The sequence below is a fragment of the Croceibacterium soli genome, from assembly GCF_009828065.1.
GTDB lineage: Bacteria > Pseudomonadota > Alphaproteobacteria > Sphingomonadales > Sphingomonadaceae > Croceibacterium_B > Croceibacterium_B soli.
On sequence record NZ_WTYK01000009.1, the window covers coordinates 62,888 to 88,883 of the forward strand.

General features: G+C 68.1%; 22 protein-coding genes and 1 pseudogene. 8 read left to right on the top strand and 15 right to left on the bottom strand.

The window, feature by feature from the left end:
• The first annotated feature begins 30 nt into the window (after positions 1 to 30).
• Complete coding sequence (gene ygfZ / locus GRI75_RS13465; RefSeq protein ID WP_160747514.1) at positions 31 to 759, top strand: CAF17-like 4Fe-4S cluster assembly/insertion protein YgfZ; 729 nt, start codon at positions 31 to 33, stop codon at positions 757 to 759.
• A gap of 383 nt (positions 760 to 1,142) precedes the next feature.
• Here the strand turns inward: ygfZ and GRI75_RS13470 are convergent, their stop codons facing one another.
• A complete protein-coding gene (locus GRI75_RS13470; RefSeq protein ID WP_160747515.1) occupies positions 1,143 to 1,805 on the bottom strand; it encodes a PilZ domain-containing protein in 663 nt (220 codons plus the stop codon).
• Between the two features lie 124 nt (positions 1,806 to 1,929).
• On the bottom strand, positions 1,930 to 4,935 hold the full coding sequence (locus GRI75_RS13475; RefSeq protein ID WP_160747516.1) for a TonB-dependent receptor plug domain-containing protein: 3,006 nt from the start codon (positions 4,933 to 4,935) through the stop codon (positions 1,930 to 1,932).
• Between the two features lie 250 nt (positions 4,936 to 5,185).
• Between GRI75_RS13475 and purC the strand changes: the two genes are divergently transcribed.
• The 4 genes from purC to purQ all read left to right on the top strand — a co-directional run bounded on the left by purC (position 5,186) and on the right by purQ (position 10,036).
• Positions 5,186 to 5,986 carry a phosphoribosylaminoimidazolesuccinocarboxamide synthase gene (gene purC, locus GRI75_RS13480; protein WP_160747517.1) on the top strand — a complete coding sequence of 267 codons (801 nt, stop codon included), beginning with the start codon at positions 5,186 to 5,188 and terminating at the stop codon, positions 5,984 to 5,986.
• Positions 5,987 to 6,167: 181 nt separating this feature from the next.
• Positions 6,168 to 9,017: a M16 family metallopeptidase gene (locus GRI75_RS13485; protein WP_160747544.1), complete on the top strand. Its 2,850-nt coding sequence runs from the start codon at positions 6,168 to 6,170 to the stop codon at positions 9,015 to 9,017.
• 102 nt (positions 9,018 to 9,119) lie between these two features.
• Entirely contained in the window at positions 9,120 to 9,359 is a 240-nt protein-coding gene (purS, locus tag GRI75_RS13490) for a phosphoribosylformylglycinamidine synthase subunit PurS (protein WP_160747518.1), read from the top strand.
• Entirely contained in the window at positions 9,359 to 10,036 is a 678-nt protein-coding gene (gene purQ, locus GRI75_RS13495) for a phosphoribosylformylglycinamidine synthase subunit PurQ (RefSeq protein ID WP_160747519.1), read from the top strand. Before purS ends, purQ begins: the two co-directional genes overlap by 1 nt.
• A 376-nt stretch (positions 10,037 to 10,412) precedes the next feature.
• Here the strand turns inward: purQ and GRI75_RS13500 are convergent, their stop codons facing one another.
• The 5 genes from GRI75_RS13500 to glmU form a co-directional block, all read right to left on the bottom strand.
• On the bottom strand, positions 10,413 to 12,770 hold the full coding sequence (locus GRI75_RS13500; RefSeq protein ID WP_160747520.1) for a putative bifunctional diguanylate cyclase/phosphodiesterase: 2,358 nt from the start codon (positions 12,768 to 12,770) through the stop codon (positions 10,413 to 10,415).
• A 63-nt stretch (positions 12,771 to 12,833) separates the two neighbouring features.
• Positions 12,834 to 14,657, bottom strand: a complete 1,824-nt coding sequence (gene glmS, locus GRI75_RS13505; protein WP_160747521.1) for a glutamine--fructose-6-phosphate transaminase (isomerizing) — start codon at positions 14,655 to 14,657, stop codon at positions 12,834 to 12,836.
• Positions 14,658 to 14,672: 15 nt separating this feature from the next.
• Positions 14,673 to 15,041, bottom strand: coding sequence for a type II toxin-antitoxin system VapC family toxin (locus tag GRI75_RS13510; protein ID WP_160747522.1), 369 nt, complete (start codon positions 15,039 to 15,041; stop codon positions 14,673 to 14,675).
• Entirely contained in the window at positions 15,038 to 15,358 is a 321-nt protein-coding gene (locus GRI75_RS13515) for a ribbon-helix-helix protein, CopG family (RefSeq protein ID WP_160747523.1), read from the bottom strand. Before GRI75_RS13515 ends, GRI75_RS13510 begins: the two co-directional genes overlap by 4 nt.
• Before the next feature lie 38 nt (positions 15,359 to 15,396).
• Positions 15,397 to 16,770, bottom strand: a complete 1,374-nt coding sequence (gene glmU, locus GRI75_RS13520; protein ID WP_160747524.1) for a bifunctional UDP-N-acetylglucosamine diphosphorylase/glucosamine-1-phosphate N-acetyltransferase GlmU — start codon at positions 16,768 to 16,770, stop codon at positions 15,397 to 15,399.
• A gap of 62 nt (positions 16,771 to 16,832) precedes the next feature.
• On the opposite strand from glmU, the gene GRI75_RS13525 reads away from it, so the two are divergent.
• Complete coding sequence (locus tag GRI75_RS13525) at positions 16,833 to 17,504, top strand: HAD-IA family hydrolase (RefSeq protein WP_160747525.1); 672 nt, start codon at positions 16,833 to 16,835, stop codon at positions 17,502 to 17,504.
• 17 nt (positions 17,505 to 17,521) lie between these two features.
• Here the strand turns inward: GRI75_RS13525 and GRI75_RS13530 are convergent, their stop codons facing one another.
• Genes GRI75_RS13530 through GRI75_RS13550 form a run of 5 tightly spaced genes read right to left on the bottom strand, consistent with a single transcriptional unit; the run spans position 17,522 to position 20,851 of the window.
• Positions 17,522 to 17,836 carry a YdeI/OmpD-associated family protein gene (locus tag GRI75_RS13530; protein ID WP_160747526.1) on the bottom strand — a complete coding sequence of 105 codons (315 nt, stop codon included), beginning with the start codon at positions 17,834 to 17,836 and terminating at the stop codon, positions 17,522 to 17,524.
• Between the two features lie 11 nt (positions 17,837 to 17,847).
• On the bottom strand, positions 17,848 to 18,207 hold the full coding sequence (locus GRI75_RS13535; protein WP_160747527.1) for a DUF2794 domain-containing protein: 360 nt from the start codon (positions 18,205 to 18,207) through the stop codon (positions 17,848 to 17,850).
• On the bottom strand, positions 18,207 to 18,908 hold the full coding sequence (gene epsC / locus GRI75_RS13540; RefSeq protein WP_160747528.1) for a serine O-acetyltransferase EpsC: 702 nt from the start codon (positions 18,906 to 18,908) through the stop codon (positions 18,207 to 18,209). Before epsC ends, GRI75_RS13535 begins: the two co-directional genes overlap by 1 nt.
• Positions 18,909 to 18,964: 56 nt before the next feature.
• Positions 18,965 to 19,576, bottom strand: a complete 612-nt coding sequence (locus GRI75_RS13545; protein ID WP_160747529.1) for an HdaA/DnaA family protein — start codon at positions 19,574 to 19,576, stop codon at positions 18,965 to 18,967.
• Positions 19,577 to 19,588: 12 nt separating this feature from the next.
• Complete coding sequence (locus tag GRI75_RS13550; RefSeq protein ID WP_160747530.1) at positions 19,589 to 20,851, bottom strand: heavy-metal-associated domain-containing protein; 1,263 nt, start codon at positions 20,849 to 20,851, stop codon at positions 19,589 to 19,591.
• Positions 20,852 to 20,920: 69 nt separating this feature from the next.
• Between GRI75_RS13550 and purM the strand changes: the two genes are divergently transcribed.
• Both purM and purN read left to right on the top strand, forming a co-directional pair.
• Positions 20,921 to 22,030 (top strand): phosphoribosylformylglycinamidine cyclo-ligase, encoded by a 1,110-nt coding sequence (gene purM, locus GRI75_RS13555; RefSeq protein WP_160747531.1) that lies wholly within the window; start codon positions 20,921 to 20,923, stop codon positions 22,028 to 22,030.
• Between the two features lie 42 nt (positions 22,031 to 22,072).
• Positions 22,073 to 22,642, top strand: a pseudogene (purN, locus tag GRI75_RS13560) (phosphoribosylglycinamide formyltransferase); the annotation flags it as partial.
• Positions 22,643 to 22,672: 30 nt separating this feature from the next.
• Here purN and GRI75_RS13565 read toward each other — a convergent pair.
• The 3 genes from GRI75_RS13565 to GRI75_RS13575 all read right to left on the bottom strand — a co-directional run bounded on the left by GRI75_RS13565 (position 22,673) and on the right by GRI75_RS13575 (position 25,995).
• Positions 22,673 to 24,490, bottom strand: coding sequence for a methyl-accepting chemotaxis protein (locus GRI75_RS13565; protein WP_160747533.1), 1,818 nt, complete (start codon positions 24,488 to 24,490; stop codon positions 22,673 to 22,675).
• Between the two features lie 390 nt (positions 24,491 to 24,880).
• A complete protein-coding gene (gene ndk / locus GRI75_RS13570; RefSeq protein WP_160747534.1) occupies positions 24,881 to 25,303 on the bottom strand; it encodes a nucleoside-diphosphate kinase in 423 nt (140 codons plus the stop codon).
• A gap of 251 nt (positions 25,304 to 25,554) precedes the next feature.
• Complete coding sequence (locus tag GRI75_RS13575) at positions 25,555 to 25,995, bottom strand: DNA polymerase III subunit chi (protein WP_160747535.1); 441 nt, start codon at positions 25,993 to 25,995, stop codon at positions 25,555 to 25,557.
• Position 25,996 lies beyond the last annotated feature (1 nt).

Sequence of the window (25,996 nt, forward strand, 5' to 3'; positions counted from 1 at the left end):
CTTAAGCACCCGAGAGCCTATCTGTCACCTATGCCCGCAGAACGCCTGTTTTCCCGCACCCTCGTCCGCCTCACCCCCGAAGCCGAGGACGAGGACGTCGCCGCTTTCCTGCAGGGTCTCGTGACCCAGGACATTACCGGCCAGCTTCCGGCCTGGGCCGGACTGCTTTCGCCGCAAGGCAAGGCACTGTTCGATTTCATCGTCTGGCCCGCCGGCGACGGTGAACTGCTGCTCGACTGCGAAGCCGATGCTGCCGACGAACTGGTGAAACGGCTTTCGATGTACCGACTAAGGCGCAAAATCGGCATCGCCCGCGACGACTCGGTCGGTGTGTACTGGCAGCCCCAACTGGGCGACGGCGGCGCACCCGATCCGCGGCTGCCGGAACTCGGCCAGCGCTGGATCGCCAAGACCGCCGAGGACGATGAGAGCGCCGACGATGCCTGGCGCCAGCATCGCCTCTCCCTGGGCGTGCCGGAAGGGCGCGCGGAGCTCGGCGATATCCTGTGGCTCGAAACCAATGCCGCCGAGCTGGGCGGCGTCAGCTTCTCCAAGGGCTGCTACATCGGCCAGGAGAACACCGCGCGGATGAACTGGCGGCAGAAGGTCAACCGCCGGCTGCTGGTGCTGCCGCTCGACCGCTCTGACGAAGCACGGCGCAAGGCCGCTTATCCGGAGCTCGGCCTGGCCGTCGATCACGTGCGCGTCGCGGATATCGATCCGGCGCTGCTGCCCGCCTGGATGAAGCTCGAGGGTTAAGCCCCGTCAAGTCGGATGCGATGGAACCCTCCCCGCTGCGGGCCTGACTGGTGCGTCCCCCGCTCCCGCCAGACCTTCGCGGGAGGCGAGATGGATCCTGAAACGAGTTCAGGATGACGAGGTTCTTTCAGATCGACGAGGTTCTTTCAGATCGAGGAGGTTCTTCCAGGATGACGAGGGCCTCTCGCCTTCCCCATCCTCACCGTCACCCTGAACTTGTTTCAGGGTCCATGCAGCGGCCGGGCGCAGGTCCCTGCTGTCACGGACCGGCACCCCCAAACCCGGGGAGACGCGGGACCAGCGCGGCGCGAGCGTGTCTCGACTATGCTCGATACGCACGCATCGCGCCCTGCACGCAGCAAACCGGACTTCGGCAGGCGGACTTAGGCGCCCAGCATCCGCATCTGTTCGACGTGGCTCTCTACTTCGGCCGGTTCGGCGCCGTAGGGCTGAAGCTGCAGCGCGATCTCGGCGAGGTGGTCCAGCGTCAGCGCCTTCTGGAAGACCAGGCCGTGGCGGAAGTTCCGCCGCCAGCAGACATGGGCGAGGCGCGGCTTGCTGCCGGGGATCGCCACATGAACGGGTGCACGGACGGGGAGCCGCCGGGCAGCTTCCACGCAAGCGCCTTGCTGCGACAGGTTGGCCAGTTCAGCGTCGGCAGGCTGGCCCGCTTCGTCGATCGACACCGGGTGCGTGATCCGCAGGCGCATCGGGCGCCGTTGCCACGGGCTCTTCTCGTGCATGAAGTCTTCCACTTCGACCTCGCAAGAGAAGCTGTAGCCGGCAAAGGCGCCGTCGATCCAGCGGCGCTCGACGGCGTAGAGATCGCCGTTGGCCAGTTCGAGGAACTTGTGAGCCTCGGGCGGATGGGCATGAAACAGCCGGAGCTTGGCGCCGGTTTCGGAGACATCGTGCATCACGCAGGGATACTCGCCGCTGCGACAGCGCAGCTTGGCGGTGCGCAGCAGCATCCTGTGGCGTACGTTCGTCCGCCGCTCACCACTGGGCGTAGCGTCGCTCGGACTCGCCTCGACCGGTGCCGCCATCGTCTTCCCCCATGCTTGGCGTAGTACCCGCAGTGCAGCGTTAACGCCTTCTTAGCGATAGCTATCGGCCGATAGTTAACAGATCGTTAAAGCGGGAAGACTTTGGCGGCCATGCTGCCGGCCTTCAGAACCGCTGCCGCAGCCCGACCCGCGCCGTAAAGCCCAGCGGGCTCGCCGTGAAGGGATCGTAGTTCTGGTCGAGCCGGGCGAACGGCGGATCCTCGTCGAGCAGGTTCTCCAGCGCCACCGACAGGGTGGTGCCGTTCCGCACGTCCCAGCGCCAGACCGCATCGAGCGTCGTGAAGCTGCCGACGCGCTTGCCTTCGGTGACCGAGGCGCCGGCCAGGACGCCGAAGTTGGGGCCGAACACGTCGGCTCCGCGCTGGTCGTCGTAGCCGCCGACATGGTTCGCCTGCAGCCGCAGCATGTGCTCTCCGAACAGGCCCTGCAGCCACGCCCGCCCCTTCCAGCGCGGGATGGGATAGGCGGTGGTCTGATAGTTGAGCTTGCCGGCAGCGTCGAACGCCGGCTGCACGGTGATCCCTTCGACCACCACGTCGCCAACTTCGTACTCGAAGACGTGCGCGCCGGAGACGCCGGCCTGAAGCTGGGCGGAACCGGCGGCGAAGTCGTAGCTCGCCTGAAAATCCAGCCCGCTGGTGGTCACGTCGGCCGAGTTGAACGCATAGGTGGCGAGCCGCTGGACGTTGGCCGCCGAACACATCCCGCCGGAGAAGGTGAAGCGCGCCTGCAGCGCGGCATAGGCAGGGTTGCCGCAGTTCGCCGTGCCGGTGCCGCCGAACAGGGCCGAGACGATGCCGCTGACCGGCTCCGCCTCGATCGCGCCTTCGAACTGGTAGCGCCAGTAGTCGACGCTCGCGCGAAAGCCGCCGCGGTCGACCAGCATGCCGCCGTTCCAGGTCGTGGCGGTCTCCGGCGCCAGATCGGGGTTGGCGAGGATGTCCACCGCGCGGAAGGCGCCGCCGATGAATGTCAGGATCACCAGGTCCGCCGCGGTGTTCTGCGGCGGCGGGCCGCGGAAGGTCGTGCCCACGCCGCCGCGCAGGGACACCCAGTTGGCCAGATCGTACTTCAGGCGAACCTGGGGATCGAACGTGGAGCCGCTCGAACCGTAGTCCTCGTACCGCGCCGAAAGCTGCGCCTGGAGCCGTTCGGTCACCGGCAGCTGCAGCTCGGTGAACAGGGCCCACACGTCGCTGTTCACGTCGGCATTGCGGTTGGAGCCGAGGAAGCCGACCGGGCCGACTTCCGGAGTGCAGGACGCCGCCGAGTTGAGAACCGATCCCGGGCAAGGATAAACGTCCAGGTTGTTGTTGGCGCTGTACGTCCGGCGATAGCTGTCGCTGCGGTACTGCGCGCCGACCGCGAAGCCGATCTCGCCGCCCGGCAGCGAGACGCCGCTGAGGCCCGACAGCAGCACGTCGCCGACCCACTGCTCCGTCGTGGCTCCGCGTTCGATCACGGTGAAGAAGTCGTCCACGATCGAAGCGTCGTTGATCAGGCCGGCGCCCGGCGTGAGGTCGAGCCCGAGGGGATTGCTCGTGCCGGCGTAACCCGGGTTGGGTGCACCGGTGATCGCGTTGCCGGGGATGCCGGTCGAGAACGGGTTGAAGAAGTGGCAGCCGTTCCGGCCCGCCACGGCGGCGAGCTGCGCGTTCGTCATGCCGGCGCGCGATTGCGGCGTGGCATAGGCGCAGGTTTCGCCGCCGAAGCCGGCCAGGGCGTTCTGCAGAAGGTCGACGAAGTTGTCGATGCCCTGGAAGCGCCGGTCGTTGCGCGACCAGGTGAGCGAGGTCTGCAAGTCGATCGCCGCGGCGACCGGCTGGGTGAGCGAGGCGGTAAGTTGGGACTGTTCGCCCTCGTAGTCCGGGGTCGCCGCGCCGCGTTCGTTGTCGAACAGCGGGTTGCCGCCGAGCAGCAGCGGGCGGAAGCGGACCGGATAGGCCAGCGCCGGCGCCTGGGGCACGCCCTGCGCGTCGACCGCACAGCCCGACGCTGCGCCGTAGCGCGCGCAGTAGTCGGCCATCGCCGGAGCATACTGCGGGATCACGAACAGCCCGCCGCCGCCGAACGCCGCGTTGGCCGAAGGCGCGATCGTCGGCAGGTAGCTGGGCGATGTGGTCAGCACCGTGTCGGTGCGGCCGTAGAGCCCCGTCAGCCGCAAGTCGGCGGTGCCCAGCGGCACTTCGACATCGGCAAAGAGCTGGAACCGATCCTCCGGCTCCACGAAGTTGGTGAAGCCGAGGTAGGGCGTCATGCACAAGTCGGCCGTGGAGCCCGGCAGCGAGCGGAAGCCGCCGACCGCCTCGCAGCCCTCGTCGGCATCGAAGCGAACGCCGTTCAGCGTGGCATCGAAGTCGAAGTTGCCGGGACTGCCGCCGCCGGACCAGCCGCCCTGCGGGTTCACGTCATAGGGCAGCAGGCCGAAATCGCGGTCGGTCACGCGCAGCTCGCTGCGATGCTGGTAGCCGCCGGAGAGGAACACCCGCGCCGGCCCCAGATCGCCGCCCCAGCTCAGGGCCGCGTTCCAGTCTCCGTTGGAGCCGTCGATGTAGCGGTAGTCCCCTTCCGCGAGAAACCCGTCCTGGTCGGTCCGGGTGATGAAGTTGACCACGCCGGCAATCGCGTCCGAGCCGTAAGTGGCGGCTGCGCCGTCCTTGAGGATCTCGATCCGCTCGATCGCGCCCGAGGGGAACAGGTTAATGTCCACCAGCGGCATGTTGCCCGCGCCCGTGGGCACCACGCGCCTGCCGTTGAGCAGCACGAGGGTGCGCTGCGGGCCGAGCCCGCGCAAGTTGACCGAGGCCGCGCCCTGGTTGAACTGACTGCGGATGTCGAACTGGCTGGCGTCGCCGAGCACGCCGCTGGAAGCCGCCAAGCTTTTGGCCAGGCCCATCATCGTCGGCCCGCCCTGGTTGGCGAGATCGTCGGCCGTGATCACCTCGACCGGCGCCGGCGATGCTTCGGCCGAACCGCGGATCAGCGAGCCGGTTACGACGATTTCGGTATCGGCTGCGGCCCCTTCCTGCGCCAGCGCCGGTGCGCCCGCAAGAATGGCCGTTGCAACCACTGCCCGCGAGGCGGACCTGTAGCCCGAAATCGCCCTCATGTCTCGACCCCCGTTTTTGCTATTGCGAGGCCCTATCGCCGATGACGCCATGAAGGTCAACTTTGGGGGTTCCCGGACCCGCACCGGCGCCGATGATCCGCCTTGCCTTGCGGGGAGCGCCGATCCGCGTGCTGCCAATTGCCTTGCCGAGCGTTTCCCTGTATGGCGCATCCTCGCGCCCCGGCCCCGCGAAGCCCGTTGCTTCGTTAAGCCGGGGCGCTCGCTTTTTCCGCCATTGAAGGTGCACGCCATGTCCCGCCGCCGCCAGATCTACGAAGGCAAGGCCAAGATCCTTTACGAAGGTCCCGAGCCTGGCACGATCATCCAGTACTTCAAAGACGACGCGACCGCCTTCAACGCGCAGAAGAAGGGCACGATCAACGGCAAGGGCGTGATCAACAACCGCATTTCCGAGCACGTCTTCACGCGCTTGGCGCATATCGGCATCCCGACGCACTTCATCCGCCGCCTGAACATGCGCGAGCAGCTCGTTCGCCAATGCGAAATCATTCCGCTGGAAGTGGTCGTGCGCAACGTCGCCGCAGGCTCGATCAGCCAGCGCCTTGGCATCGAGGAAGGCGAGCAGCTGCCGCACACGCTGATCGAATACTACTTCAAGGACGATGCGCTGAACGACCCGATGGTCGCGGAAGAGCACATCGCCTGCTTCGGCTGGGCCAGCAACGAGGAGATGCAGGACATCTCCTCAATGGCGATCCGCATCAACGATTTCCTCTGCGGCATGTTCTCGGCGATCAATATCCGCCTGATCGACTTCAAGCTGGAGTTCGGCCGGATCTGGGACGGCGACTACAGCCGCGTGATCCTGGCCGACGAGATCAGCCCCGACGGCTGCCGCCTGTGGGACATGGTCAGCGGCGAAAAGCTCGACAAGGACCGCTTCCGCCGCGACCTCGGCGGCGAGGAAGAGGCCTACCAGGAAGTCGCCCGCCGCCTCGGCCTGCTGCAGGACGACGGCAACCCCGGCGAAGTGTTCGACCTCTCGGCCCACCGCACAAAGCTGCGCGGAACGCCGGTCAAGAAGAAGTAAGCGGCCAATCCTCCCCGGCACGGGGAGGTGGCAGCGCGTAGCGCTGACGGAGGGGGCCACCCGCTACCAGCGCGTCGCCTGCGGCGGGCCCCCTCCACCATGCTTCGCATGGTCCCCCTCCACGTCCCGGGGAGGATGAAGCCATTGCGGGTTCAGCATTGCTCCGCCACAACCGGTGGCGATGTTCATCCGCTCGCTGGCTCCGGCCCTCCTCCTCGCGCTCTCAGCCTTCAGCCCCGCCCTTGCCCAGCAGGCGGCAGCGCCTGCCGCGAGCGCTACGGCAGAGCCGGTCTGGCCTTTCCAGGAGAGCGACCTCCCGCTGGATCCCGCCTATCGCTTCGGCACGCTCGACAACGGTCTGCGCTACATCATCCGCCCGAACGGCACGCCTGCCGGCCAAGGCATGGTGCAGCTGTGGATCGACGCCGGGTCGGTCTCGGAAGGCGAAGACGAGCGCGGCTACGCCCATTTCATCGAGCACATGGCCTTCAACGGCTCCACGCGCGTGCCCGAAGGCGAGATGGTCAAGTTGCTGGAACGCGAGGGCCTGGCCTTCGGCGCCGACACCAACGCCTCGACGAGCTTCGACACCACGCTTTACAAGCTCGACCTACCGCGCAACGATCCGGCCCTGCTCGACACGGCATTGATGCTGATGCGGGAAACGGCCAGCGAGCTGACGTTCGCGCCCGAGGCGGTGGAGCGCGAAAAGGGCGTGATCCTGTCCGAGCGGCGCGTGCGCGACACGTATGCCTTGCGCAACACGATCGACCAACTCGAGTTCTTGTACCGCGGCGCCCGCTTCCCGGACCGCCTGCCGATCGGCACCGTCGAGTCGCTGCAGAAGGCCGACGCGGCCAGGCTCAAGGCCATGTGGCAGCGGCTCTACCGGCCGGACAACGCCGCCGTGATCGTGGTCGGCGAGTTCGATCCCGATGCGGTCGAGGCAGCGATACGCCGCCACTTCACCGACTGGCAGCCGCGCACCCCCGTTCCCCCGATCGATCCTGGCCCCATCGACTTCTCCCGTGCCGGCGAGACCGACATCTTCATCGATCCGGCCCTGTCCGAACGTATCACCGCCGCCAGCACCGGGCCGTGGCTGGATGAAAAGGATTCCATCGTCACGCGGCAGATGAGAGTCCTGCGCCAGATCGGCTATGGCATCATCAATCGCCGCCTGCAGCGCCTGGCGCGGTCCGAAGACCCGCCGTTCCGCGGTGCCGGCGTCGGCACCGCGAACGTGTTCGAGGCGGGCCGGACGACGAACCTGATCGTCGATGCCGCGGAGGGCGAATGGCGCCGCGGGCTCGCGGCCGCGCAGCGCGAGTTCCGCCGCGCGCTGAAGTTCGGTTTCACTCGCGCCGAAGTGGCCGAACAGGTCGCCAACGTGCGCACTCTGCAGGAGAATGCCGCCGCCGGTGCCGACACTCGCCCCAACTCCAGCTACGTCGGCGCGGCGTTGCTGGTGCTGCAGGAAGGGCAGGTTCCGACCACGCCGCAAAGCGGCCTGGAGCGCTTCGAGGCGTTTGCGCCGTCGATCACCCCCGAAGCCGTGTACGGCGCGCTCAGGGCAGAGCTGGTCCCGCTCGAAAACCCGCTGCTGCGCTTCGAAGGCCGCACCGCGCCCGAAGGCGGCGCCGAGGCCATCCGCGCGGCATGGAATGCGGGCATGGCCGAAGAGCTGGTACAGGAGGACGCGGCGACGCTGGCGGAATTCGCCTATACCCAGTTCGGCCCTCCGGGCACCGTCGTGTCCGACACGACCGAACCGCTCCTGGGCATCCGCACGCTCCGCTTCGCCAACGGGCTCATGCTCAACCTCAAGCCGACCGAGCTGCAGCGTGACCGGATCTCGGTCGAGCTGCACGTGGATGGCGGGCAGATGCTCGACACGCGCGAAAATCCGCTCGCAACGGCGATGACCAGCGTGCTGCCGGTCGGCGGGCTCGGCAAGCATTCGACCGACGAACTGCAGTCGATCCTGGCTGGGCGCACCGTGGATTTCTCGATCGGGGCGGAAGAGCGCAGCTTCCGCATGGGCGCCACGACGACGCCGCGCGACCTGGAACTGCAGCTCCAGCTGCTCGCCGCGGCGATTTCCGACCCTGGGTACCGGCCGCAGGGCGAGGCGCAGTACCGCCGCAATATCGAGAACTTCTTCGCCAGCCGCGATGCCACTCCGAACAGCGCCCTGGCCAATGCCCTCGGCGGGATTATCTCGGACGGCGACCCTCGCTTCACGCTGCAGCCGAAGGAGGCCTATCTGGCGCTCAGCTTCGCCAGGCTGCGCGAAGCGATCGGCGACCGGCTTCAGAAGGGCGCTCTCGAACTGGCGCTGGTCGGCGATTTCGATCCTGACCAGGCGATCGCCCTCGTCGCCCGCACGCTCGGCGCGCTGCCGCCGCGCGAGGAGCAGTTCCGGGCCTACGAGGAGAACCGCCTTCGCGGTTTCACCGGCAACCGTTCGCCGCGGGTGATCCACCACTCCGGACCGGCCGACCAGGCGATCGTCCGGATGACCTGGCCGACGCGTGACGACCGCGACTTCGACGAGGTGCTCAAACTCGAGCTCCTGGCCCGGGTCATGCGGCTCGAACTGACCGACAGCCTGCGGGAAGAGCTGGGGCAGACTTACTCCCCTGGCGTGAGCGGGAGCCAGTCGCGCACTTACCCGGGGTATGGCACGTTCAACATCGCCGCTCCGGTCGATGCCGCGCAAGTGGATGCGGCGCGCGAAGCGATGCTTGAGACGGTCCGCCGCCTGATTTCCGAGCCGGTCGAGGCCGACACCCTGCTGCGCGCGCGGCGGCCGCTGCTGGAGAGCTACGACAACGCGCTGAAAACCAACGCCGGGTGGATGCAGCTGGCGGACGATGCTCAGCGGGAGCCGGATCGCATCGCCCGCTTCGTTTCCGCCAAGGACCGGCTGCTGGCGCTGACGCCGCAGGATGTCCAGGCCGTTGCCGCTCGCTACCTGCAGCCCGAAGCGCGGCTGGAGATCGTCGTGCTGCCGAAAGCAGGCGAATAGCGTAACGATCCGGCCGCAAACCGGCCTCGCCCTCTTGTCCCGCGCGGCGGCAATCGCCATAGGCTCCGGGCGAGTCCCCAGCCCCTCTCGAAAGGCCCGCAAATGAAGGTCAGCGTCCATGTCAGCCTGAAGCCAGGCGTGCTCGATCCGCAGGGCCGTGCGGTGCACCATGCCCTCGAGGGGCTCGGCTTCGAAGGCGTCGCCGACGTTCGCGTCGGCCGCCTGATCGAAATGGAAGTGGCCGACAGCACCAGCGACGAGGCGCTCGACGAGATGTGCCGCAAGCTGCTGGCGAACATGGTCATCGAAAACTACCGTATCGAGAAGCTGGAGACGGCGTGATGGCGTTCCGTTCGGCCGTGGTGACCTTCCCCGGCTCCAACTGCGACCGCGACCTGGCGGTCGCGCTCGAGAAGGTCTCCGGCACGCCCGCCATCCGCGTGTGGCACGGCGACGCCGAACTGCCCGAGCGGCTGGACTTCATCGCCCTGCCCGGCGGCTTCTCCTACGGCGACTACTTGCGCTGCGGATCGATGGCCGCGCGCAGCCCGATCATGCGCGCGGTGATCGATGCCGCAAACAAGGGTGTGCCGGTGCTGGGCATCTGCAACGGGTTCCAGATCCTCACCGAAAGCGGCCTTCTGCCCGGCGCGCTGATGCGCAACGCGCAGATCACCTTCACTTGCCGCACGGCACCGCTCGAAGTCGTCAACAGCCAGTCGCTGTTCACCGGCGGATATCAGCAGGGCGAGACGATCCACCTCCCGGTCGCGCACCACGATGGCAACTACTTCGCCGACGAAGCGACGCTCGACCGCCTCGAAGGCGAAGGCCGCGTGGCGTTCCGCTATCTCGACGCCTGCAACGGCTCGCGGCGCGACATCGCCGGCATCCTCAACGAAGCCGGCAACGTGCTCGGCATGATGCCGCACCCGGAACGCGCGATCGAGCCGGAACTGGGCGAAACCGATGGACGGGCCCTGTTCGAAAGCGCCGTGAAGGGCCTCGTCGACGCCTGACCCTGAGGTCCGTTCGTCCTGAGCCTGTCGAAGGACGGGAGCGCCGCGCTTCTCGTGGTTCGACAAGCTCACCACGAACGGGAGTGGTTTCGGACCGGCTCCCATTTTCACCGTTCGTCCTGAGCCGTCGAACGACGGGAGCGCGGCGCTTCCGTGGTTCGACAGGCTCACCACGAACGGGAGTGGTTTCGAACCGGCTCCCGTTTTCGCCGTTCGTCCTGAGCCTGTCGAAGGACGGGAGCGCCGCGCTTCTCGTGGTTCGACAAGCTCACCACGAACGGTAACTCGGCTTAGCCAGAGATTGAGCTCAGCCTGCCTCCACCCTCACCGTTCGTCCTGAGCCTGTCGAAGGACGGAGGCGAGCGCTCTCGGCCAGTCAGGCCGCGGCGCGGCCCGGCAGGCAGCGCTGGGCGAGCGCAAGCGCTTCGGCGGCGGGCATTGGCCGGCCGAAGTAGTAGCCCTGGATCTTGGTGCAGCCCATGTCGCGGATCATCGCAGCCTCTGACGCCGTTTCGACGCCTTCCGCGGTGGTCGTCATCTCCAGGCTGTCGGACATGGCCACGACGGCGCGGATGATCGCCAGGCTTTCGCGGCTGCCCTGCGCCGCGCCCTGGACGAAGCTGCGGTCGACCTTGATCGTCGAAAAGCGGATCGCGCGGAGATAGCCGAGCGAGGAATAGCCGGTGCCGAAATCGTCGAGCGCGACCGAGCACCCGAGCGCGATGATCTCCTCCAGCGCCTGGCGCGCGACCTGTGCGTCGCGCACGAAGATGCTCTCGGTCACTTCGACCTCCAGCCGGCGGGCTGGCAAGCCGCTGTCGGCGAGAGCCTTGACGACCGTGGTTGCGAAGCCGGGCTCGAGCAGTTGCTCGCCCGAGACGTTGACCGAGACTTTCAGCCTGTCCGGCCAGGCGACCGCCTGCCGGCATGCCTCGCGCATGACCCACTCCCCGATGGGTACGATCAGGCGCGTGTCCTCGGCCAGCGGGATGAATTTCGCCGGGCTGACGAAGCCGTGCTCCGTGCTGTTCCAGCGCAGCAGGGCTTCGAATGCGACCACGTGCTCGCCAACGGAGTCGACCACCGGCTGGAAATTCAGCGACAGCTCGTTCCTGTCGATGGCGAAGCGCAGCGCGGCTTCGAGCTGCCGGCGCTCCTCCGCCTCAGCGTGCAGGGATTGCTCGTAGGCGCGGTGCTGGCCTGCGCCGTCGTCCTTGGCCCGATTCAGCGCGAGATCCGCGTTGCGCATCAGCGCTTCGACCGTGTCGCCGTCGCCCGGGCCGGTGGCCGAGCCGACGCTGGCGCCGATGTAGAGCTTGTGTCCCTCCACGTCGAACGGCTTCGAGATCGCCTCGATCGACCGGTTCGCCAGCTGGACCAACTTGTCGCGATCCGAGGCGTCGCGGATCACCACCGCGAATTCGTCACCGCCCAGCCGGCCGCACATCGCGCCTTCGCCGACAGCCTGCTGCAGCCGCTGCGAAACCTGGACCAGCAGGTTGTCGCCGATGCGGTGGCCGAGCGAATCGTTCACCGCCTTGAAGCGATCGAGGTCGATCATCAGGAAGCCGCAGCGCGAACGCCACTGCTCCGCGTAAGCCAGCGCCTCTTTCAGCGCCTCGGTGATCATCAGCCGGTTCGGCAGCCCGGTCAGCGTGTCGTACCGCGCGAGGAATGCGATCTTCTCGGACGATTCGCGCTGTTCGGTCACGTCCGAGCCGACGCCGCGGAAGCCGGCGAAACGGCCGTTCTCGTCCTGTATCGGCGTGCCGGAGATTTCCCACCAGCGGCGTTCCGAACCGATCTCGACCTGCACCAGGAGGTCCGAGAAGCTCTCCCGCCGTTTGATGCGCTCGGCGAGGTCATGCAGGCTGGCGGGGAAGTGCCCGCTTTCCCAGGCGGAGCCGGCGAGCAGTTCGACGAAGGACTTGCCTTCGGCCTCCGCCGCATCGCGCCCCAGGGCATGTGCGAAGCGCGGGCTTACCCCGCGGATGCGCCGGTTGCCGTCCATCTGCCACAGCCAGTCGGCCTCGTTCTCCTCGAACTCGCGCAGCAGCACCGAAACGGTCTCCGCCTTTTCGGCCACGCTGGCTTCGGCCACGCGCGAAGACAGGAAAGTCCGCGCGACGTTAAGGCCGCCGCCGATCGTGATCGCCACGAAAGCTCCGGTAGCAACGGCGAATGTGAACTCGCCGCGCAAGAGGAAAGAGGCGACAGCGGCGGCCCCCACGACCGCCGAGAAGACGATCATCGCCATCGGTGCGGCCGACATGACCAGGGCCGAGCCGGCGATCAGCATGGAGACCAGCGTCCAAAGGGCGAACTGGTCCGCCGCCGTGCCGAACGGGACGAACAGCAGCAAGGGCACGGCCCAGATCGCGGAAGTGCCGCCGACACCGATCGCGTGGCTCCTGAACTCGCCGCGAGTCATCGACCGGCGATCGACATTCGCCAGGCTGCTGTCGATCCGGCACAAGTTCCACTGCGCGGCGACAACGGCCGCGAGCCACAGCAGCAGGCCGATCAGCGGTACGTCGCCAAGGAACAGGCTGACGGCGATCACGGCGCTCAGCGCATGGGCGATGGCCCTGCAACGGGACAGCTTATGAAGGTGAGCGTACTGGAAGGCGCGCAGCCGCGCCCAGTCACCCTTCTCGGGGTCCCTGAGCCCGACGAGCTCCGGCAGCGCCAGATCGAGCGGAAGCTGCGGCAGATCGGATTGACTGGCCCTCACACCGCCGCGAGTACCCGGCAATGGTTGAGACAGGGTAAAGGATCGACTGCGGATTGCGCAGTGTTATTCGACTGTTACCGACTTCGCCAGATTGCGCGGCTGATCGACGTCGGTGCCCTTGGCGACCGCCACGTGATAGGCGAGCAGTTGCACGGGAACGGCGTAGACGAGCGGGGCGATCAACGGATGCACCGACGGCATCTCGATGGTCGCCAGGCAGCCCTCGCCCGCTTCTTCCAGGCCTTCGGCATCGGAGATCAGCACGATCTTTCCGCCCCGCGCGCGAACTTCCTGCATGTTGGAAACCGTCTTCTCGAACAGCGGGCCGGAAGGCGCCAGCACGATCACCGGCACGGCCTCGTCGATCAGCGCGATCGGTCCGTGCTTCATCTCCCCCGCGGCATAGCCTTCGGCGTGAATGTAGCTGATCTCCTTCAGCTTGAGCGCCCCTTCCAGCGCCAGCGGGAAGTCCGGGCCCCGCCCGAGATAGAGCACGTCCCGGGCCGGAGCGATCAGGTGCGCCATCGCCGCGATCTCCTCGTCGTGCGCGAGGGCAGCGTTGAGGCAGGCCGGCGCCTCGAGCAGGTGAGCGACGATCTCCGCTTCCTCTGCGGGGGACAGGCGGCCCTTCTTGACCGCGAAGTGCGCCGCGAGAGCGGCCAGCACGGCGAGCTGGCAAGTGAACGCCTTGGTGCTGGCGACACCGATCTCCGGACCCGCATGCGTCGGCAGGAGCAGATCGGCCTCCCGCGCCATCGAACTGGTCGGCACGTTGACGACCACGGCGATCGTCTGCCCTTCCGCCTTGCAGTGCCGCAGCGCCGCCAAGGTGTCGGCGGTCTCCCCGCTCTGCGAGATGAACAGGGCCAGGCCGCCCTCGGGCAGGACCGGCTGGCGGTAACGGAACTCGCTGGCGAAATCGATGTCGACGGGCACGCGGGCGAACTGTTCGAACCAGTACTTGGCGACCATCCCGGCGTAGTAGCTGGTGCCGCAGGCGACGATGGTGACGCGGTCGACTCCCGAGATGTCGAAATCGATCTGCGGCAGGGCGACCTGCTGCTCGAGCGGGCGGAGGTAGGAACGGAGCGTCTGGGCCACGACCGTCGGCTGCTCGAAGATCTCCTTGAGCATGAAGTGGCGGTAGTTGCCCTTCTCGATCGCGGCCGCCGATGCGCCGGACGTGGTGATCTCGCGCGTCACTTGCTCGCCGTTCGCGTCGTAGATGGTCGCACCGTCCCGTGTGACGACGACCCAGTCGCCTTCCTCGAGATAAGCGATCTTCTGGGTGAGTGGGGCGAGCGCCAGGGCATCCGAGCCGAGGTAGGTCTCACCGTCCCCATACCCGACGACCAGCGGAGAGCCGAGCCGCGCGCCGATCAGCATGTCGGGATGTGCGCGGAAGGCGATCGCCAGGGCGAAAGCGCCGCGCAGCTGCGGCAGGATGTCGCGCACCGCGTCCTCGGGCGACCTGCCGGCCTCGACCTGCTCCGAAATGAGGTGGGCGACGACTTCGGTGTCGGTTTCGCTCTCGAACGTCCGGCCGCGCGCCTGGAGCTCGCCGCGCAGGGAGCGGAAGTTCTCGATGATGCCGTTGTGCACCAGGGCCAGTTCGGCGGTGACATGGGGGTGCGCGTTGTTCGTGGTCGGCGCGCCATGGGTCGCCCAGCGGGTGTGGGCGATGCCGACCATTCCCGCCGCGGGGCTGCGCTCCAGCTCCGCCACGAGATTCAGCAGCTTGCCTTCGGCCCGGCGGCGAACAAGCGCGCCGTCGTCGAGCGTGCAGATCCCGGCGCTATCGTATCCGCGGTACTCCATCCGCCTGAGGCCATCGACCAGCCGTTCCGCGACGGGCCGGTTGCCGACGATGCCGATGATTCCGCACATGGATTTGTCTTTCGATCAGAGGAAATAGGGGATGCGGATGCCCGGCATCGTGGCCGGAAAATCCGTCGTGTTGCGGGTGACGAGGATGCGCCCGGTCTTTTGCGCCGAGGCAAGGACGATGGCGTCCAGCGCGCCGAGACGCCGTCGCTGGCCGCGGAGCGTCGCCGCGTGACGGGCGATGTCCTCGCCGACCTCGATGATCCGGAACTGGCTGAGGTACCCTTCGGCCCGGTCGGCGTCGCCCGGCAGGCCCAGGACCATGATCTCGATCCACGACATGCGGCTGATGAAGCGTTCCGTATAGCGCTTCAGCTCGCCATGCGCCGCGGGAACGCCGCGCAGCGCGTCGATCAGAATGTTGGTGTCGAAGACCGCTTCGGTCACGATTCCCCACCTTCGCGCGGGCGACCATCGCCGTCCTCGAACAGATCGGGAAACTCGGCCTTCACGTCTTCGTAGCCCGCATCCCACGGCCTCGTGGCCGAAGCACGCTCCCGGCGCTGCCAGTCGACGGCGTCGCCGATGTCCTCCCGGTCCTTCCAGATGCCGAAGTACCGCTCGATGCCGTCCCTTGCCGTATCGGCGCGAAAGGCGCTCACCGCCTGGCGCAGCACGGCGGCGCGCGACCGGCCCTGCTCTTCCGCAAGGCGGTCGAGCCACTTGATGTCGTCTTCGGGAAGGTCGGCAAGGATGCGCGGCATTGCGGCGCGGCGATATCACAGCATGATGTCACCGCAAGCTATTTCTTCGGGTCGGCCTTCTTCTTTTTCATGGCATCGTGGAATCGGTCGGCCCAGCCCGGCTTCACCAGCTGCTCCGCCCGGACCATGCGCAGTTCGCCGGCCGCAACGTCGCGGCTGACCGCGCTGCCGGCCGCGACGATCGCGTCGGCGCCGATGCTCACCGGAGCGATCAGGGCGCTGTTGGAGCCGATGAAGGCGCGCTCCCCGATGACGGTCCGGTGCTTGAAGTATCCATCGTAATTGCAGGTGATCGTCCCGGCCCCGATGTTGGCCGCAGCGCCCACGGTAGCATCGCCGACGTAGCTCAGGTGGTTGGCCTTCGCGCCTTCGCCGAGTTCAGCGTTCTTGACCTCCACGAAGTTGCCGACTTTGACGCCCTTGGCCAATCGAGTGCCCGGACGCAGCCGCGCGAACGGGCCGACCGAAGCGCCCTCGCCCAGTTCGGCGCCTTCGATGTGGCAGAAAGCATGGATGGTCACACCGTCGGCGACTGTCACGCCAGGCCCGAAGACCACGCTCGGCTCGATCGTCACGTCGCGGCCGAGCTGCGTGTCCCAGGCGAAGAACACCGTCTCCGGCGCGACCAGCGTGGCGCCTTCGGCCATTGCTTTGGACCGGCGGACGCGCTGCCAGCGGGCTTCGGCTTCGGCGAGTTCGGCCCGCGAGTTGATTCCGGCGACTTCGTCCGGGTCCTCAGTCGTGACCACCGCGCAAGTGCGCCCTTCGGAAATCGCCACGTTGACTGCGTCGGGCAGGTAGTATTCGCCCTGGGCGTTGTCGTTGCCGACTTTGCGGAGCAGGTCGAACAGCACGTCGGCGGGCGCAGCCAGCAGGCCGGAGTTGCACAGCCGGCACTGGCGCTGGCCGTCGTCGGCGTCCTTGTGCTCCACCATCCAGGCGATACGCCCGCCCTGGGCGATCACCCGGCCGTATTGCAGCGTATCCTCCGGCTCGAACCCGAGCACGACCGCCGCCGGCTCGTCCTCCTCGTGCAGCCGCTCGATCATGGAGCGCATCGTCGTGGCGCTGACGAACGGCACGTCGCCGTAGAGCACCAGCACATCCCCCTGGAAGCCGGCCAGCGCAGCTTCCGCCTGCTGCACGGCATGGGCCGTGCCAAGCTGCGGCTCCTGCACTGCGAACACGGCGCGTCCCGCCAGCTGCTTCTCGAGCTGCTCCCGCCCGTCGCCGACGATCACCACGGTCCGCTCCGGCTGGAGCTCGGCGAGCGCGGCGAGCAGGTGCTCGATCATCGGCCGCCCGGCGATCGGGTGCAGCACTTTGTGGCGCTGGCTCTTCATCCGGGTTCCCTTGCCCGCGGCAAGAACTACGGCGGCGATGGGGGCGGCAGGTCGGCTGGTCTGGGTCATCGCGCGCGGCAATGCCACCAATCCGTTGCGGTTTCCATATCGCTCTGGCACGGCGCGCCGCAATGAACGGCTTCCCCTTCGATACGATCGGCTTCGACCTCGACGGAACCCTGGTGGACACCGCGCCGGACCTTGGCCGGGCGGTCAACCACGCGCTGGCCCGGATCGGACGGGCACCGGTCAGCGCCGACGTAACCCGCGAACTGATCGGCGGCGGCACCCGGGCCATGCTCACGCGCGCGCTGGAGCGCACCGGCGGCATGGTAGGCGAGGAAGAGTTCGCCGGCCTCTACGAGGAATTGATCGGCTGCTACGAACGGCACACCTCCGAAGGCAGCGAGCCCTACCCCGGCTGCCTTGCCGCGCTGGACGCGCTGACCGCGCGCGGCTGCAAGCTGGCGGTGGTCACCAACAAGATGGAATACCTCGCCCGCAAGCTGCTGGACGAATTGCAGATGACCGATCGCTTCGCCTGCATCCTCGGCGGCGACACGCTTGGCCCCGGGCGGGCAAAGCCGGCTCCGGACATGATCGAGGCCGCGCTCGAACGCAGCGGCGGCACGCGCTTCGCGATGGTTGGCGATTCAAGCTTCGACGTGCGCGCCGCCAAAGCCGCCGGCGCTCCTTGCGTGGTCCTGAGCGTCGGCTACCACGACGCCCCGCCGGAGACCCTCGGCGCCGACGCGCTGATCGACCACTACGACGAACTGGTGGGCGTGCTCGAGCGGCTGTGAGCCACGGAGGCGCCGTTCTAACGGCGGCTCTTCCCCTTCTTGTCGATCAGGACAGCCTGTTGCCACCGGCTCGGCGCCTTGTCGGTGCGATGGATGCAACCGGCCCAGCAGCAGGGCCGCTTCTTCCCTTCCAGCAGTTCCTCGCACGTTCGCTGGATCCGACGCTGGCGTGTCGCTGCCTGCTTGGCGTCCTCAACCCAGCAGATGAATTCGTTGCGACCCAACGGAGTAAGGCTTTCCCACCGCTTCAGAACGTCGGGTTGCGATCGCAGGGCCGCTTGGAGGTCTTCGCCTGCCTCGTGCACGGTGCCGTGAGGAAATTCGGTCGGCATGAGGCGCAACCCTATTCAGCCACGACCTTCACCAGCCGCCGCTCGACCGGCGCGAGCACGCCGGCCAGTTCATGCCCGCGCTTGAGGACCTGGCCGTGTTCGCCGAACAGGGTCCACATGCCCTGCTTGTTGCGCAGCGCGGGCCGTTTCTCAAGGCGCATCTGCGGCACGTCGGCGGTGCGGCGGAAGGCGGCGAAAGTGGCGTGGTCCTTGTCGAAGTCCATCGCATAATCGCGCCATTCCCCGGCGGCGACCATGCGGCCGTAGAGATCGAGGATGCGCTGCAGCTCCGCCCGCTCGAACCCGACTTGGCTGGGCGGGCGGCCGGGGAAGGCGAGTATCGTGCTGCCTGCGCCGGGTCCGAAGCTCATCAGGTGCTCGAGCCGCTGCGCTTGCGCGGCCCTGCGGCATTTTCGTCGCCGCCGCGCATCCGCTCGATCTCGGCCTGAAGCTGCGCAAGGCGCGACTCGAGTTCGTCGATCCGCTGGCTGCTCGGCTCGCAGGGCTCATCACAGGGCGTGCCGTAAGGGATGAACTCTCGCAGCCAGGTTTCCGCCGGGACGAGCGTCGAGCGAGCCTTGAGGCCGACCATCGTCGCGCCTTCCGGCACGTCGTCCGTGACCACGGCGTTGGCGCCGACGCGGGCGCGTTCCCCCACGGTGATCGGGCCGATGATCTGGGCGCCGGAGCCGATGATCACGTTGTCCATCAGCGTCGGGTGGCGCTTGCCGCCTTTCCCGTTGGTCGGGTTGGTCCCACCGAGGGTGACGCACTGGTAGATGGTGACGTTGTCGCCGATATGCGCGGTTTCGCCGATCACCGTGAAGCCGTGATCGATGAAGAAGTTGCGCCCGATCTTCGCGCCCGGATGAATGTCGATGGCGGTGAGGAAGCGGGAGAAGTGGTTGACCGCGCGGGCCAGGAAATAGAGCTCGGCTTCGAACAGCCAGTGGGCCAGGCGATGCAGGCCGAGCGCCCAGACACCCGGATAGAGCAGCACTTCCCAGCGGCTGCGTGGCGCCGGGTCGCGGGCCTTGATGGAATCCAGGTAGGAGATCAGCCGGTCGAACATGGCACCCGATTCTCCATCAAACGCCGCACCAAAGCAAGGCGGCTTTCCTCGCCCCCCTAAAGCAGGCGGGGCTCCTCCGGACCCTGAACCGCTTCCAGCGCCGCGCGCCAGATGACCAGCGTGGGCGGCGCCTTGCGTTCCAGGCTCAGCCGGTCGATCTCCGCGACCAGCCTTTCGAGCTGCAGGTAGGAACGCTCCGCCCGCGGGACAAGATACTGCGCCGCGTCTTCACCCAGGGGCAGGCCGCGTTCCTCGGCCAACGAAAGCAGCAGCTCCGCGGCAAGGGCATCGTCCGGCTGGCCGATTTCGAGCTGCAGGGCCGCCCCGAGGCGGGAGCGCAAGTCGGGAAGCGCGATGTCCCACGGCGGCTGTCCGCCGACGATCAGCAGCGGACGGCCCTGCTCCTGCGCGCGGTTCCAGCGGTGGAACAGTTCGGCTTCGTCGAGCATCTGTGCCTGGTCCACCACATCGCCTTTCCCGCTCTGCGCGAACCAGCGCGCGAACAGCGACTTGCCCGAGCGCGGCGGCCCGGTGAGCACTGCAGTACGGAAGGGCCAGCTCTCCGGCCGCGCGATGGCATCGGCAACATGGGCGTTCCCGTGCCCCAGCACGATCCGCGCCGGACCGGCGCCGACTGCCGGGCGGAGCGGAAGGGCTATCTGCGACATAGGCCAGGAGCCTTATCGGCGGATGCTGAGTACGGCGCCGGACTGGTTGACCTGGAACCCGCGCGCACTCAGCGCCGCGGCGAGAGCCTCCGGCGCGCCGGCGAAGCTCACGCGCATCACGGAGGTGCCGCCGATGGCGATGCTGGTGGTCGCCGCGCCGCGCACGCCGGCGACGCTGCGCACCGCCGCAAGCACGGCGTCGACCGCCGCCGCATCTGGCGTGGCGAACTGCACGGTATAGGCGGCGACTGCCTGCTGGTCCGGGGCTGCCGGCAAAGTCGCGGGCGGCGCAGCCGTTTGCGAGGGCGTCGGCGGCACGGGCGAGACCGCCGCTTCCTCGGCCCGGCGGGCGGCTTCGATCAGCGCCTGAACTTCCGGGCTGATCTCGATATTCTCGCGCGCGAGGGTCGGGTCGGGCTGCAAGATGCCGTCGTTCAAAGCGCGGGTGTAGATCGCGTCGAATCGCCTGACCGCCTGCTCGAGCATGCGCGGCAGAGCTTCCTCGTTCGGCGCGGTGAGCGTGAACGCGGCCAGATAAGTGTCGTCAGGGCCGTACCGGGCGGTGAAGGTGCCCTGCACCGGCCCGCCGGGCCACTGCCGGCGCAAGTGGGCGACTGGCACGATGATGTCCGCCGCGCCGAAAGTATCGAGAATGTTGTTCCACCAGGCCCGGCTGCGGCGACCCACCTGTCCGTAGGTCAGCAGCAGCGATTCGAAGCCCGCGCCGGAGGGCCGCACGTAGTCGATCGCGCTGCCGCCGGTCTGGTACTCGGCCCAGGCGCGCTGCCAGGGATTGCGCACCTCGAACATCGTCTGCGTCCCCCCGGCGACGAGCACCGGCAGGGTCAGCAGCGGCGCAGAACGCTGGCGCTCGCCGTCCGCACCGAGCAGGGCGCCGGCCCGCGCGCGGTCGAACACGACGCCCAGGGTGGCGACGTAGCGCCGCGGCCCGAGCCGCTCCCGCTCGATCACGATCGCCGAGACCATCGACTGGATCCGCTCGTCCGGCATGTCGGGCCCGCCGAGCTTCTTCCACGCCTGGCGCTGCGCTTCCCGCCAGCCGAGCAGGCGGGCTTCCTCGGCATTCTCGCCGACGACGTTGACCGAGATCCCGCCGATGCTGATGTCGGTCGTGCTCGCGACGGGCGCGATGCCGCGGTCGCCGGATACTTGCGCCACCAGCGTCACGCCGGCGAGCGCCAGCATGGCTCCGCCGGCGACCACGGCGATGGAGCGGCGAACCTGCGGAGGGAAAGGAAGGGTGAGACCTGTCATCGGGGAAAACCGCGGGCCTTTTGCCGAAAGGCGAGTGGAAAACCAAGCGCGAATGACTAAAGGGTGCCCATGGCCTCCAACAATTCCCCGCCGCCCAAGGGCTACACCTACGAACAGGCAGGTGTCTCGATCGACGCCGGCAACGCGCTGGTGAAGGCGATCGGGCCGCTGGTGAAGGCCACGCGCCGCCCCGGCGCCGACGGCGAGATTGGCGGATTCGGCGGCTTCTTCGATCCGAAGGCCGCCGGCTATTCGGACCCACTGCTGGTCGCCGGTAACGACGGCGTGGGCACCAAACTCAAGCTCGCCATCGATCATGACGGGCACGACACGGTCGGCATCGACCTGGTGGCGATGTGCGTCAACGACCTGATCGTGCAAGGCGCGGAGCCGCTGTTCTTCCTCGACTATTTCGCCACCGGCAAGCTGGAGTCGGGCATAGCCGAGCGAGTCATCGGCGGCATCGCCGAAGGCTGCAAAATGGCCGGCTGCGCTCTGATCGGCGGCGAGACCGCCGAGATGCCGGGCATGTATGCCGCAGGCGACTACGACCTCGCGGGCTTCTGCGTCGGCGCGGTCGAGCGCGGCGAGCAACTGACCGGGGAACGCGTCGCTCCGGGTCACGTGCTGCTCGGCCTCGCCAGCTCCGGCGTCCATTCGAACGGCTTCTCGCTCGTCCGCCGCCTGGCGGAAGACATGGAATGGCAGATGGACGCCCCCGCGCCCTTCGATGCCGCCCGCCCGCTGATCGACACTCTGATGGAGCCGACGCGGATCTACGTCCGCTCGCTGCTGCCGACGGTGCGCGGCGGCAAAGTCGATGCCCTCGCCCACATCACCGGCGGCGGGCTGCTGGAGAACATCCCGCGCGTGCTGCCGCAAGGCGCCCATGCCGTGATCGACGCCGGTGCCTGGGAGCAGCCGGGCCTCATGGCGTTCCTGCAGCGCCAGGGCAGCATTGCCCCAGGCGAGATGGCGCGCACCTTCAACTGCGGGATCGGCATGGTCCTGGCCGTGCTGCCGGAGCTGGCCGGCGAAGTCGTCGCCGAACTCGAAGCCGCGGGCGAGGACGTAGTCCACATCGGCCAGGTCGCCGACGGCCCGCGCGGCTGCACCGTCCGCGGTCCCGCCGGCACCTGGGGCTCCGCCGAAGCCTGGGAAGCTTCGCACACCGCTTAAATAGCGCGTTCGGTTTGCACTCGCAGAGGAGGCGGAGTTTCGATGGCCGATAAGGCGCGTGTGGCGGTGATGTTGTCGGGCAATGGGACGACTATGTCCTCCCTGCTGTTCCACTCGCGCCTGCCCGGCTGTCCGTACGAGATCGTTCTGGTCGCCAGCAACGTGCCCGAAGCGCGCGGGCTGAGCATCGCCGCGGCTGAGGGCATCGCCACGTTCGCCCATAGCCACGCCGGCCTCTCCCGCCAGGAGCACGAGGCGATCATGGACCAGGCCCTGCGCGACGCGGGCGCCGAGTACATCGCCCTCGCCGGCTACATGCGCGTGCTGACCGAAACCTTTGTCGACAAGTGGGCCGGGCGGATGGTCAACACACACCCTTCCCTGCTGCCCAAGTACAAGGGCCTCGACACGCACAAGCGTGCGATCGAGGCGGGCGAGAGCCACGGCGGCTGCTCGGTGCACGTCGTCGTGCCGGAGCTCGATGCCGGGCCGCTGCTCGGCCAGATCGCCGTGCACATCCTGCCGGACGACACGCCCGACACACTCTCCGCGCGCGTGCTGATGGCCGAGTACCAGCTCTACCCGCGCATGCTCGCGGATTATGTCAGCCGCCCAGAAAAGCTCGACTGAGGTAATCCGGGATCAGGCAGTGCGGACGGAGCCGAGGAACGCCTGCGCCTGACGCTGCAAGATGCCGGCTTGCCGGTGCAGCTCGTTGGCCGATTGCAGCACCTGGGCCGCTGCCGTGCCGATCACCTGGGCCATGTCGCTGAGCTGGCCCACGTTGCGGTCGATCTCGTCCGCCCCGCCCGCCGCGAGGGCGAGGTTGCGCGCCAGCTCCTGCCCGGCCGTGGTCTGCTGGTCGACCGACTGGGCGATGGCGATGGCGCTGGTTTCCATCTCCCGCACCCATTCGCCGACCTGGCGCAAGGCCGCGACGCTCTCTTCGGTCGAACCCTGCATGGCCTGGATCTGCTCCACGACGGTGCGGGTCGCGGCGCTGGTCTGGCGCGCGAGGTTCTTCACTTCGCCGGCGACGACGCCGAACCCGCGCCCGGCATCCCCGCCCCGTGCGGCTTCGATGGAGGCGTTCAGTGCGAGCACGTTGGTCTGCTCGGCAATGTCGTCGATCATCGTGACGATCTGTTCCGCCTGGCGCGCGGTGCTGACCAGCGAGGCCATGCGTTCGTCGGCGACCTGGCTGGAGCGGCGCGCCTGCTGCGCCCGCGTGGCGGAGTTGGCGACTTCGCGGCTGATCTCGCCGATCGCCAGGGCGAACTGATCCCCGGCCGTGGCGGCGGCGGTCGTTCCCGAAGTCGTATCGGCCATAACCCGCGACACGTCGGCGCTGACGGTGGCGGACTGTGCCGCAGCCGCTGCCATCGCGCCCGCCGTCGTCTGAAGTTGCTCCGAGGCCGCGGCGACGCTGCCGACGACCTCGCCCACCGTGCGTTCGAAGCGCTGGGCGAGCTGGCGCATGAGCTCCGCATGGCGCGCCTGCTCCGCTTCCTGCCGGGCGAGCTCGTCCCGCGCGGCTTCCGCAGCCATGCGCTGCAGGTGGGCGAGATCGTCGGCGGCCTTGCGGAACACCGCCAGCGCCTGCGCCATCTCGCCGATCTCGTCCTGCCGGTCGGTGCCGGGGATCGTTACGCCGCGGTCGCCGCGAGCCAGGCCGCTCATGGCCGCGGTGATCTCGCGGACCGGCCCGGCGGTCGTGCGCGAGACGAAGCGCGCGCCTGCAATCGTCAGCAGCACGCAGCCGAGCAGCAGCCCGGCGACGGTCATGACCATCCGCCGGGTCTCGCCGGCGAACTCCGCGTCGGCCCTGGCTGAGGCGGCCATCAGATCGCCCTGCACTCCGCGCGCCTGCCGGGCGAGCTGTTCCCCGCTGATGTCGATCGCACCGGCCAGCGCGTTCCCGCTCTCCGACGGTCCATAGGCGCCGATGGAGCCCTGTAGGGCGGTCAGTTCCTGGTCGAAGCCTTCGACTTGGACCTGGAGCCATTCCATGGCTTCGCGGGCCTGCCGGTCGACGTTGGCGGAACTGTCCCGCGCCTCCGCGAGCTTATCTTTCGCTCCCGCGAGGGTATCCCCAGCCGCCTCGATCTCCCGCGCTTCACCCGTCGCGGCATAGCGCGAGGCGTGGTAGCGGGTTTCCCCGATGCTGCCGGTAAGCTCGGCCGAAGCGAGGGCGGCCTCGCGCAGAATACGCGACTGCTCGGTGCGCGCGCCGAGATGCATCGTGGCCGAGGCGATGACGATACCGAGCATCACCAGGAGGAGGGTCATCCCCGCCGCGGCAAGGTTTATCCGCGCTGCGATGGAGTGGCGCGCACGGCGGAGGGGCGCGACGAGCCGGCCGCCCCAGGACTTGGCCGCCGCCGGCGGGGGCGGGATCATCACCAGCTCGCGCAGCCGCGAAGACCCTGCGCCTTCCGGCAGTGTCGAAAGCTCGTTCATTGCGGCGAGAACCCCCCGGACCGTCGGCTCGGCACCGCAGCGCTTCCACGCCGGTGCATCGGATGCGGCCGTTCACACGGGGATGTTACGGGTTTGTTGCAAGCGACGACACGGTCGCAAGTTTGTCACGCGTCGCGAGTCATCGCTGCGTGGAGAGCGGGGCTAGAACTGGACCCAGCCGAGCAGCACCAGCAACAGCAAGGTGATCCCCGCCGAGATCGCGAGCGATCCCAGGCAGCCTAGCTTGTTGGAGAAGAGGAAGAACATCGGCCCGACAACGGACCAAAGGATGCGGGGTTCCGCTGCTGGGGCGAGCGGGCGCGGCCCGGCAGCCGGTGTCCGTCGGATCTCCGCCCATACGAGCAGACATCCGACGGAGCTGACTTCGTATTAGCCGACGATTTCTTCCGGCTTGAAGAAGTAGGCGATCTCGATCGCGGCGTTCTCGTCGCTGTCGGAGCCGTGCACCGAGTTGGCCTCGATGGACTCGGCCAGCGCCTTGCGGATCGTGCCTTCGGCGGCGTCGGCCGGGTTGGTGGCGCCCATCACGTCGCGGTTGCGCTTCACGGCGTCCTCGCCCTCGAGCACCTGCACCACGACCGGGCCGCTGATCATGAATGCGACCAGTTCGCCGAAGAACGGGCGTTCCTTGTGGACCGCGTAGAAGCCTTCGGCCTGCTCACGGGTCATCTGGATGCGCTTGGAGGCGACGACGCGCAGGCCGGCTTCTTCCAGCATCTTGGTGACCGCACCGGTCAGGTTGCGGCGCGTGGCGTCGGGCTTGATGATCGAGAAGGTGCGGGTGACCGCCATGGGTTTTTCCTTGCGAACGATTGTTATTGGGATTGGCGCGCGCCACTAGCGCCGCAGCCCCACCGGCGCAAGGGGAGCGCTGGTTAGTGGTGTGCGAGCCCATCCAGCCTCTCACTCAATCCTCCCCCTTGGGGGAGGTGGCAGACGCCGAAGGCGGCTGACGGTGGGGGCTGGCCTGGACGGACGGCTGAGCCAAGCCACTCCCCCTCCGTCAGCGCTCCGCGCTGCCACCTCCCCCAGAGGGGGAGAATTTAGGCCCGCTTGACCCACTTGCCGGCGTCGAGTTCGTAGAACTCGCGCGTCACCTCCGTGCGCTCGTCGAAGCGGCGCCACACAGTGCGGGCCGAGTCGCGCCCACTCTCGTCGAAGAACAGCAGCGCGCGGGCGAACTGCTCCGCTTCATCCCGCCACCGCCCGTCCGCCAGTGCGACCAGCGCGGCGCCGTTTGCTGCGGAGCACTCCTGCGACAGCAGCACCGGCTGGCGCTCCGCATGTGGCGCGTCGGCGCGGCCGTGGGCGAGGAAGTCCTCCGGGCACTGCTCCCACAGCGCCTTGTCGAGCCGGCCGAGCAGGTCCTCGTCCCCGGCCACGACGAGCATCCGCTGGTCCTGCTTCTTCGCCGCACGGGCGATCAGCGGCAGGACCCGCTCGACCGGCTGCGCGCCGGTGAGATAGAAGCCGACCCGCTCCACC

Excerpts from the sequence above, each read along its gene's own strand:
- GRI75_RS13485 (WP_160747544.1), top strand. The coding sequence starts at position 6,168 with ATGTTCATCCGCTCGCTGGCTCCGGCCCTCCTCCTCGCGCTCTCAGCC.
- glmS (WP_160747521.1), bottom strand. The coding sequence starts at position 14,657 with ATGTGCGGAATCATCGGCATCGTCGGCAACCGGCCCGTCGCGGAACGG.
- GRI75_RS13565 (WP_160747533.1), bottom strand. The coding sequence starts at position 24,490 with ATGAACGAGCTTTCGACACTGCCGGAAGGCGCAGGGTCTTCGCGGCTG.
- GRI75_RS13535 (WP_160747527.1), bottom strand. The coding sequence starts at position 18,207 with ATGAGCTTCGGACCCGGCGCAGGCAGCACGATACTCGCCTTCCCCGGC.
- GRI75_RS13515 (WP_160747523.1), bottom strand. The coding sequence starts at position 15,358 with ATGCCGCGCATCCTTGCCGACCTTCCCGAAGACGACATCAAGTGGCTC.
- GRI75_RS13545 (WP_160747529.1), bottom strand. The coding sequence starts at position 19,576 with ATGTCGCAGATAGCCCTTCCGCTCCGCCCGGCAGTCGGCGCCGGTCCG.
- purC (WP_160747517.1), top strand. The coding sequence starts at position 5,186 with ATGTCCCGCCGCCGCCAGATCTACGAAGGCAAGGCCAAGATCCTTTAC.
- GRI75_RS13470 (WP_160747515.1), bottom strand. The coding sequence starts at position 1,805 with ATGGCGGCACCGGTCGAGGCGAGTCCGAGCGACGCTACGCCCAGTGGT.
- purQ (WP_160747519.1), top strand. The coding sequence starts at position 9,359 with ATGGCGTTCCGTTCGGCCGTGGTGACCTTCCCCGGCTCCAACTGCGAC.
- GRI75_RS13530 (WP_160747526.1), bottom strand. The coding sequence starts at position 17,836 with ATGCCGACCGAATTTCCTCACGGCACCGTGCACGAGGCAGGCGAAGAC.
- GRI75_RS13475 (WP_160747516.1), bottom strand. The coding sequence starts at position 4,935 with ATGAGGGCGATTTCGGGCTACAGGTCCGCCTCGCGGGCAGTGGTTGCA.
- GRI75_RS13550 (WP_160747530.1), bottom strand. The coding sequence starts at position 20,851 with ATGACAGGTCTCACCCTTCCTTTCCCTCCGCAGGTTCGCCGCTCCATC.
- ndk (WP_160747534.1), bottom strand. The coding sequence starts at position 25,303 with ATGGCGGTCACCCGCACCTTCTCGATCATCAAGCCCGACGCCACGCGC.
- epsC (WP_160747528.1), bottom strand. The coding sequence starts at position 18,908 with ATGTTCGACCGGCTGATCTCCTACCTGGATTCCATCAAGGCCCGCGAC.
- GRI75_RS13525 (WP_160747525.1), top strand. The coding sequence starts at position 16,833 with ATGAACGGCTTCCCCTTCGATACGATCGGCTTCGACCTCGACGGAACC.
- glmU (WP_160747524.1), bottom strand. The coding sequence starts at position 16,770 with ATGACCCAGACCAGCCGACCTGCCGCCCCCATCGCCGCCGTAGTTCTT.
- ygfZ (WP_160747514.1), top strand. The coding sequence starts at position 31 with ATGCCCGCAGAACGCCTGTTTTCCCGCACCCTCGTCCGCCTCACCCCC.
- purS (WP_160747518.1), top strand. The coding sequence starts at position 9,120 with ATGAAGGTCAGCGTCCATGTCAGCCTGAAGCCAGGCGTGCTCGATCCG.
- purM (WP_160747531.1), top strand. The coding sequence starts at position 20,921 with ATGGCCTCCAACAATTCCCCGCCGCCCAAGGGCTACACCTACGAACAG.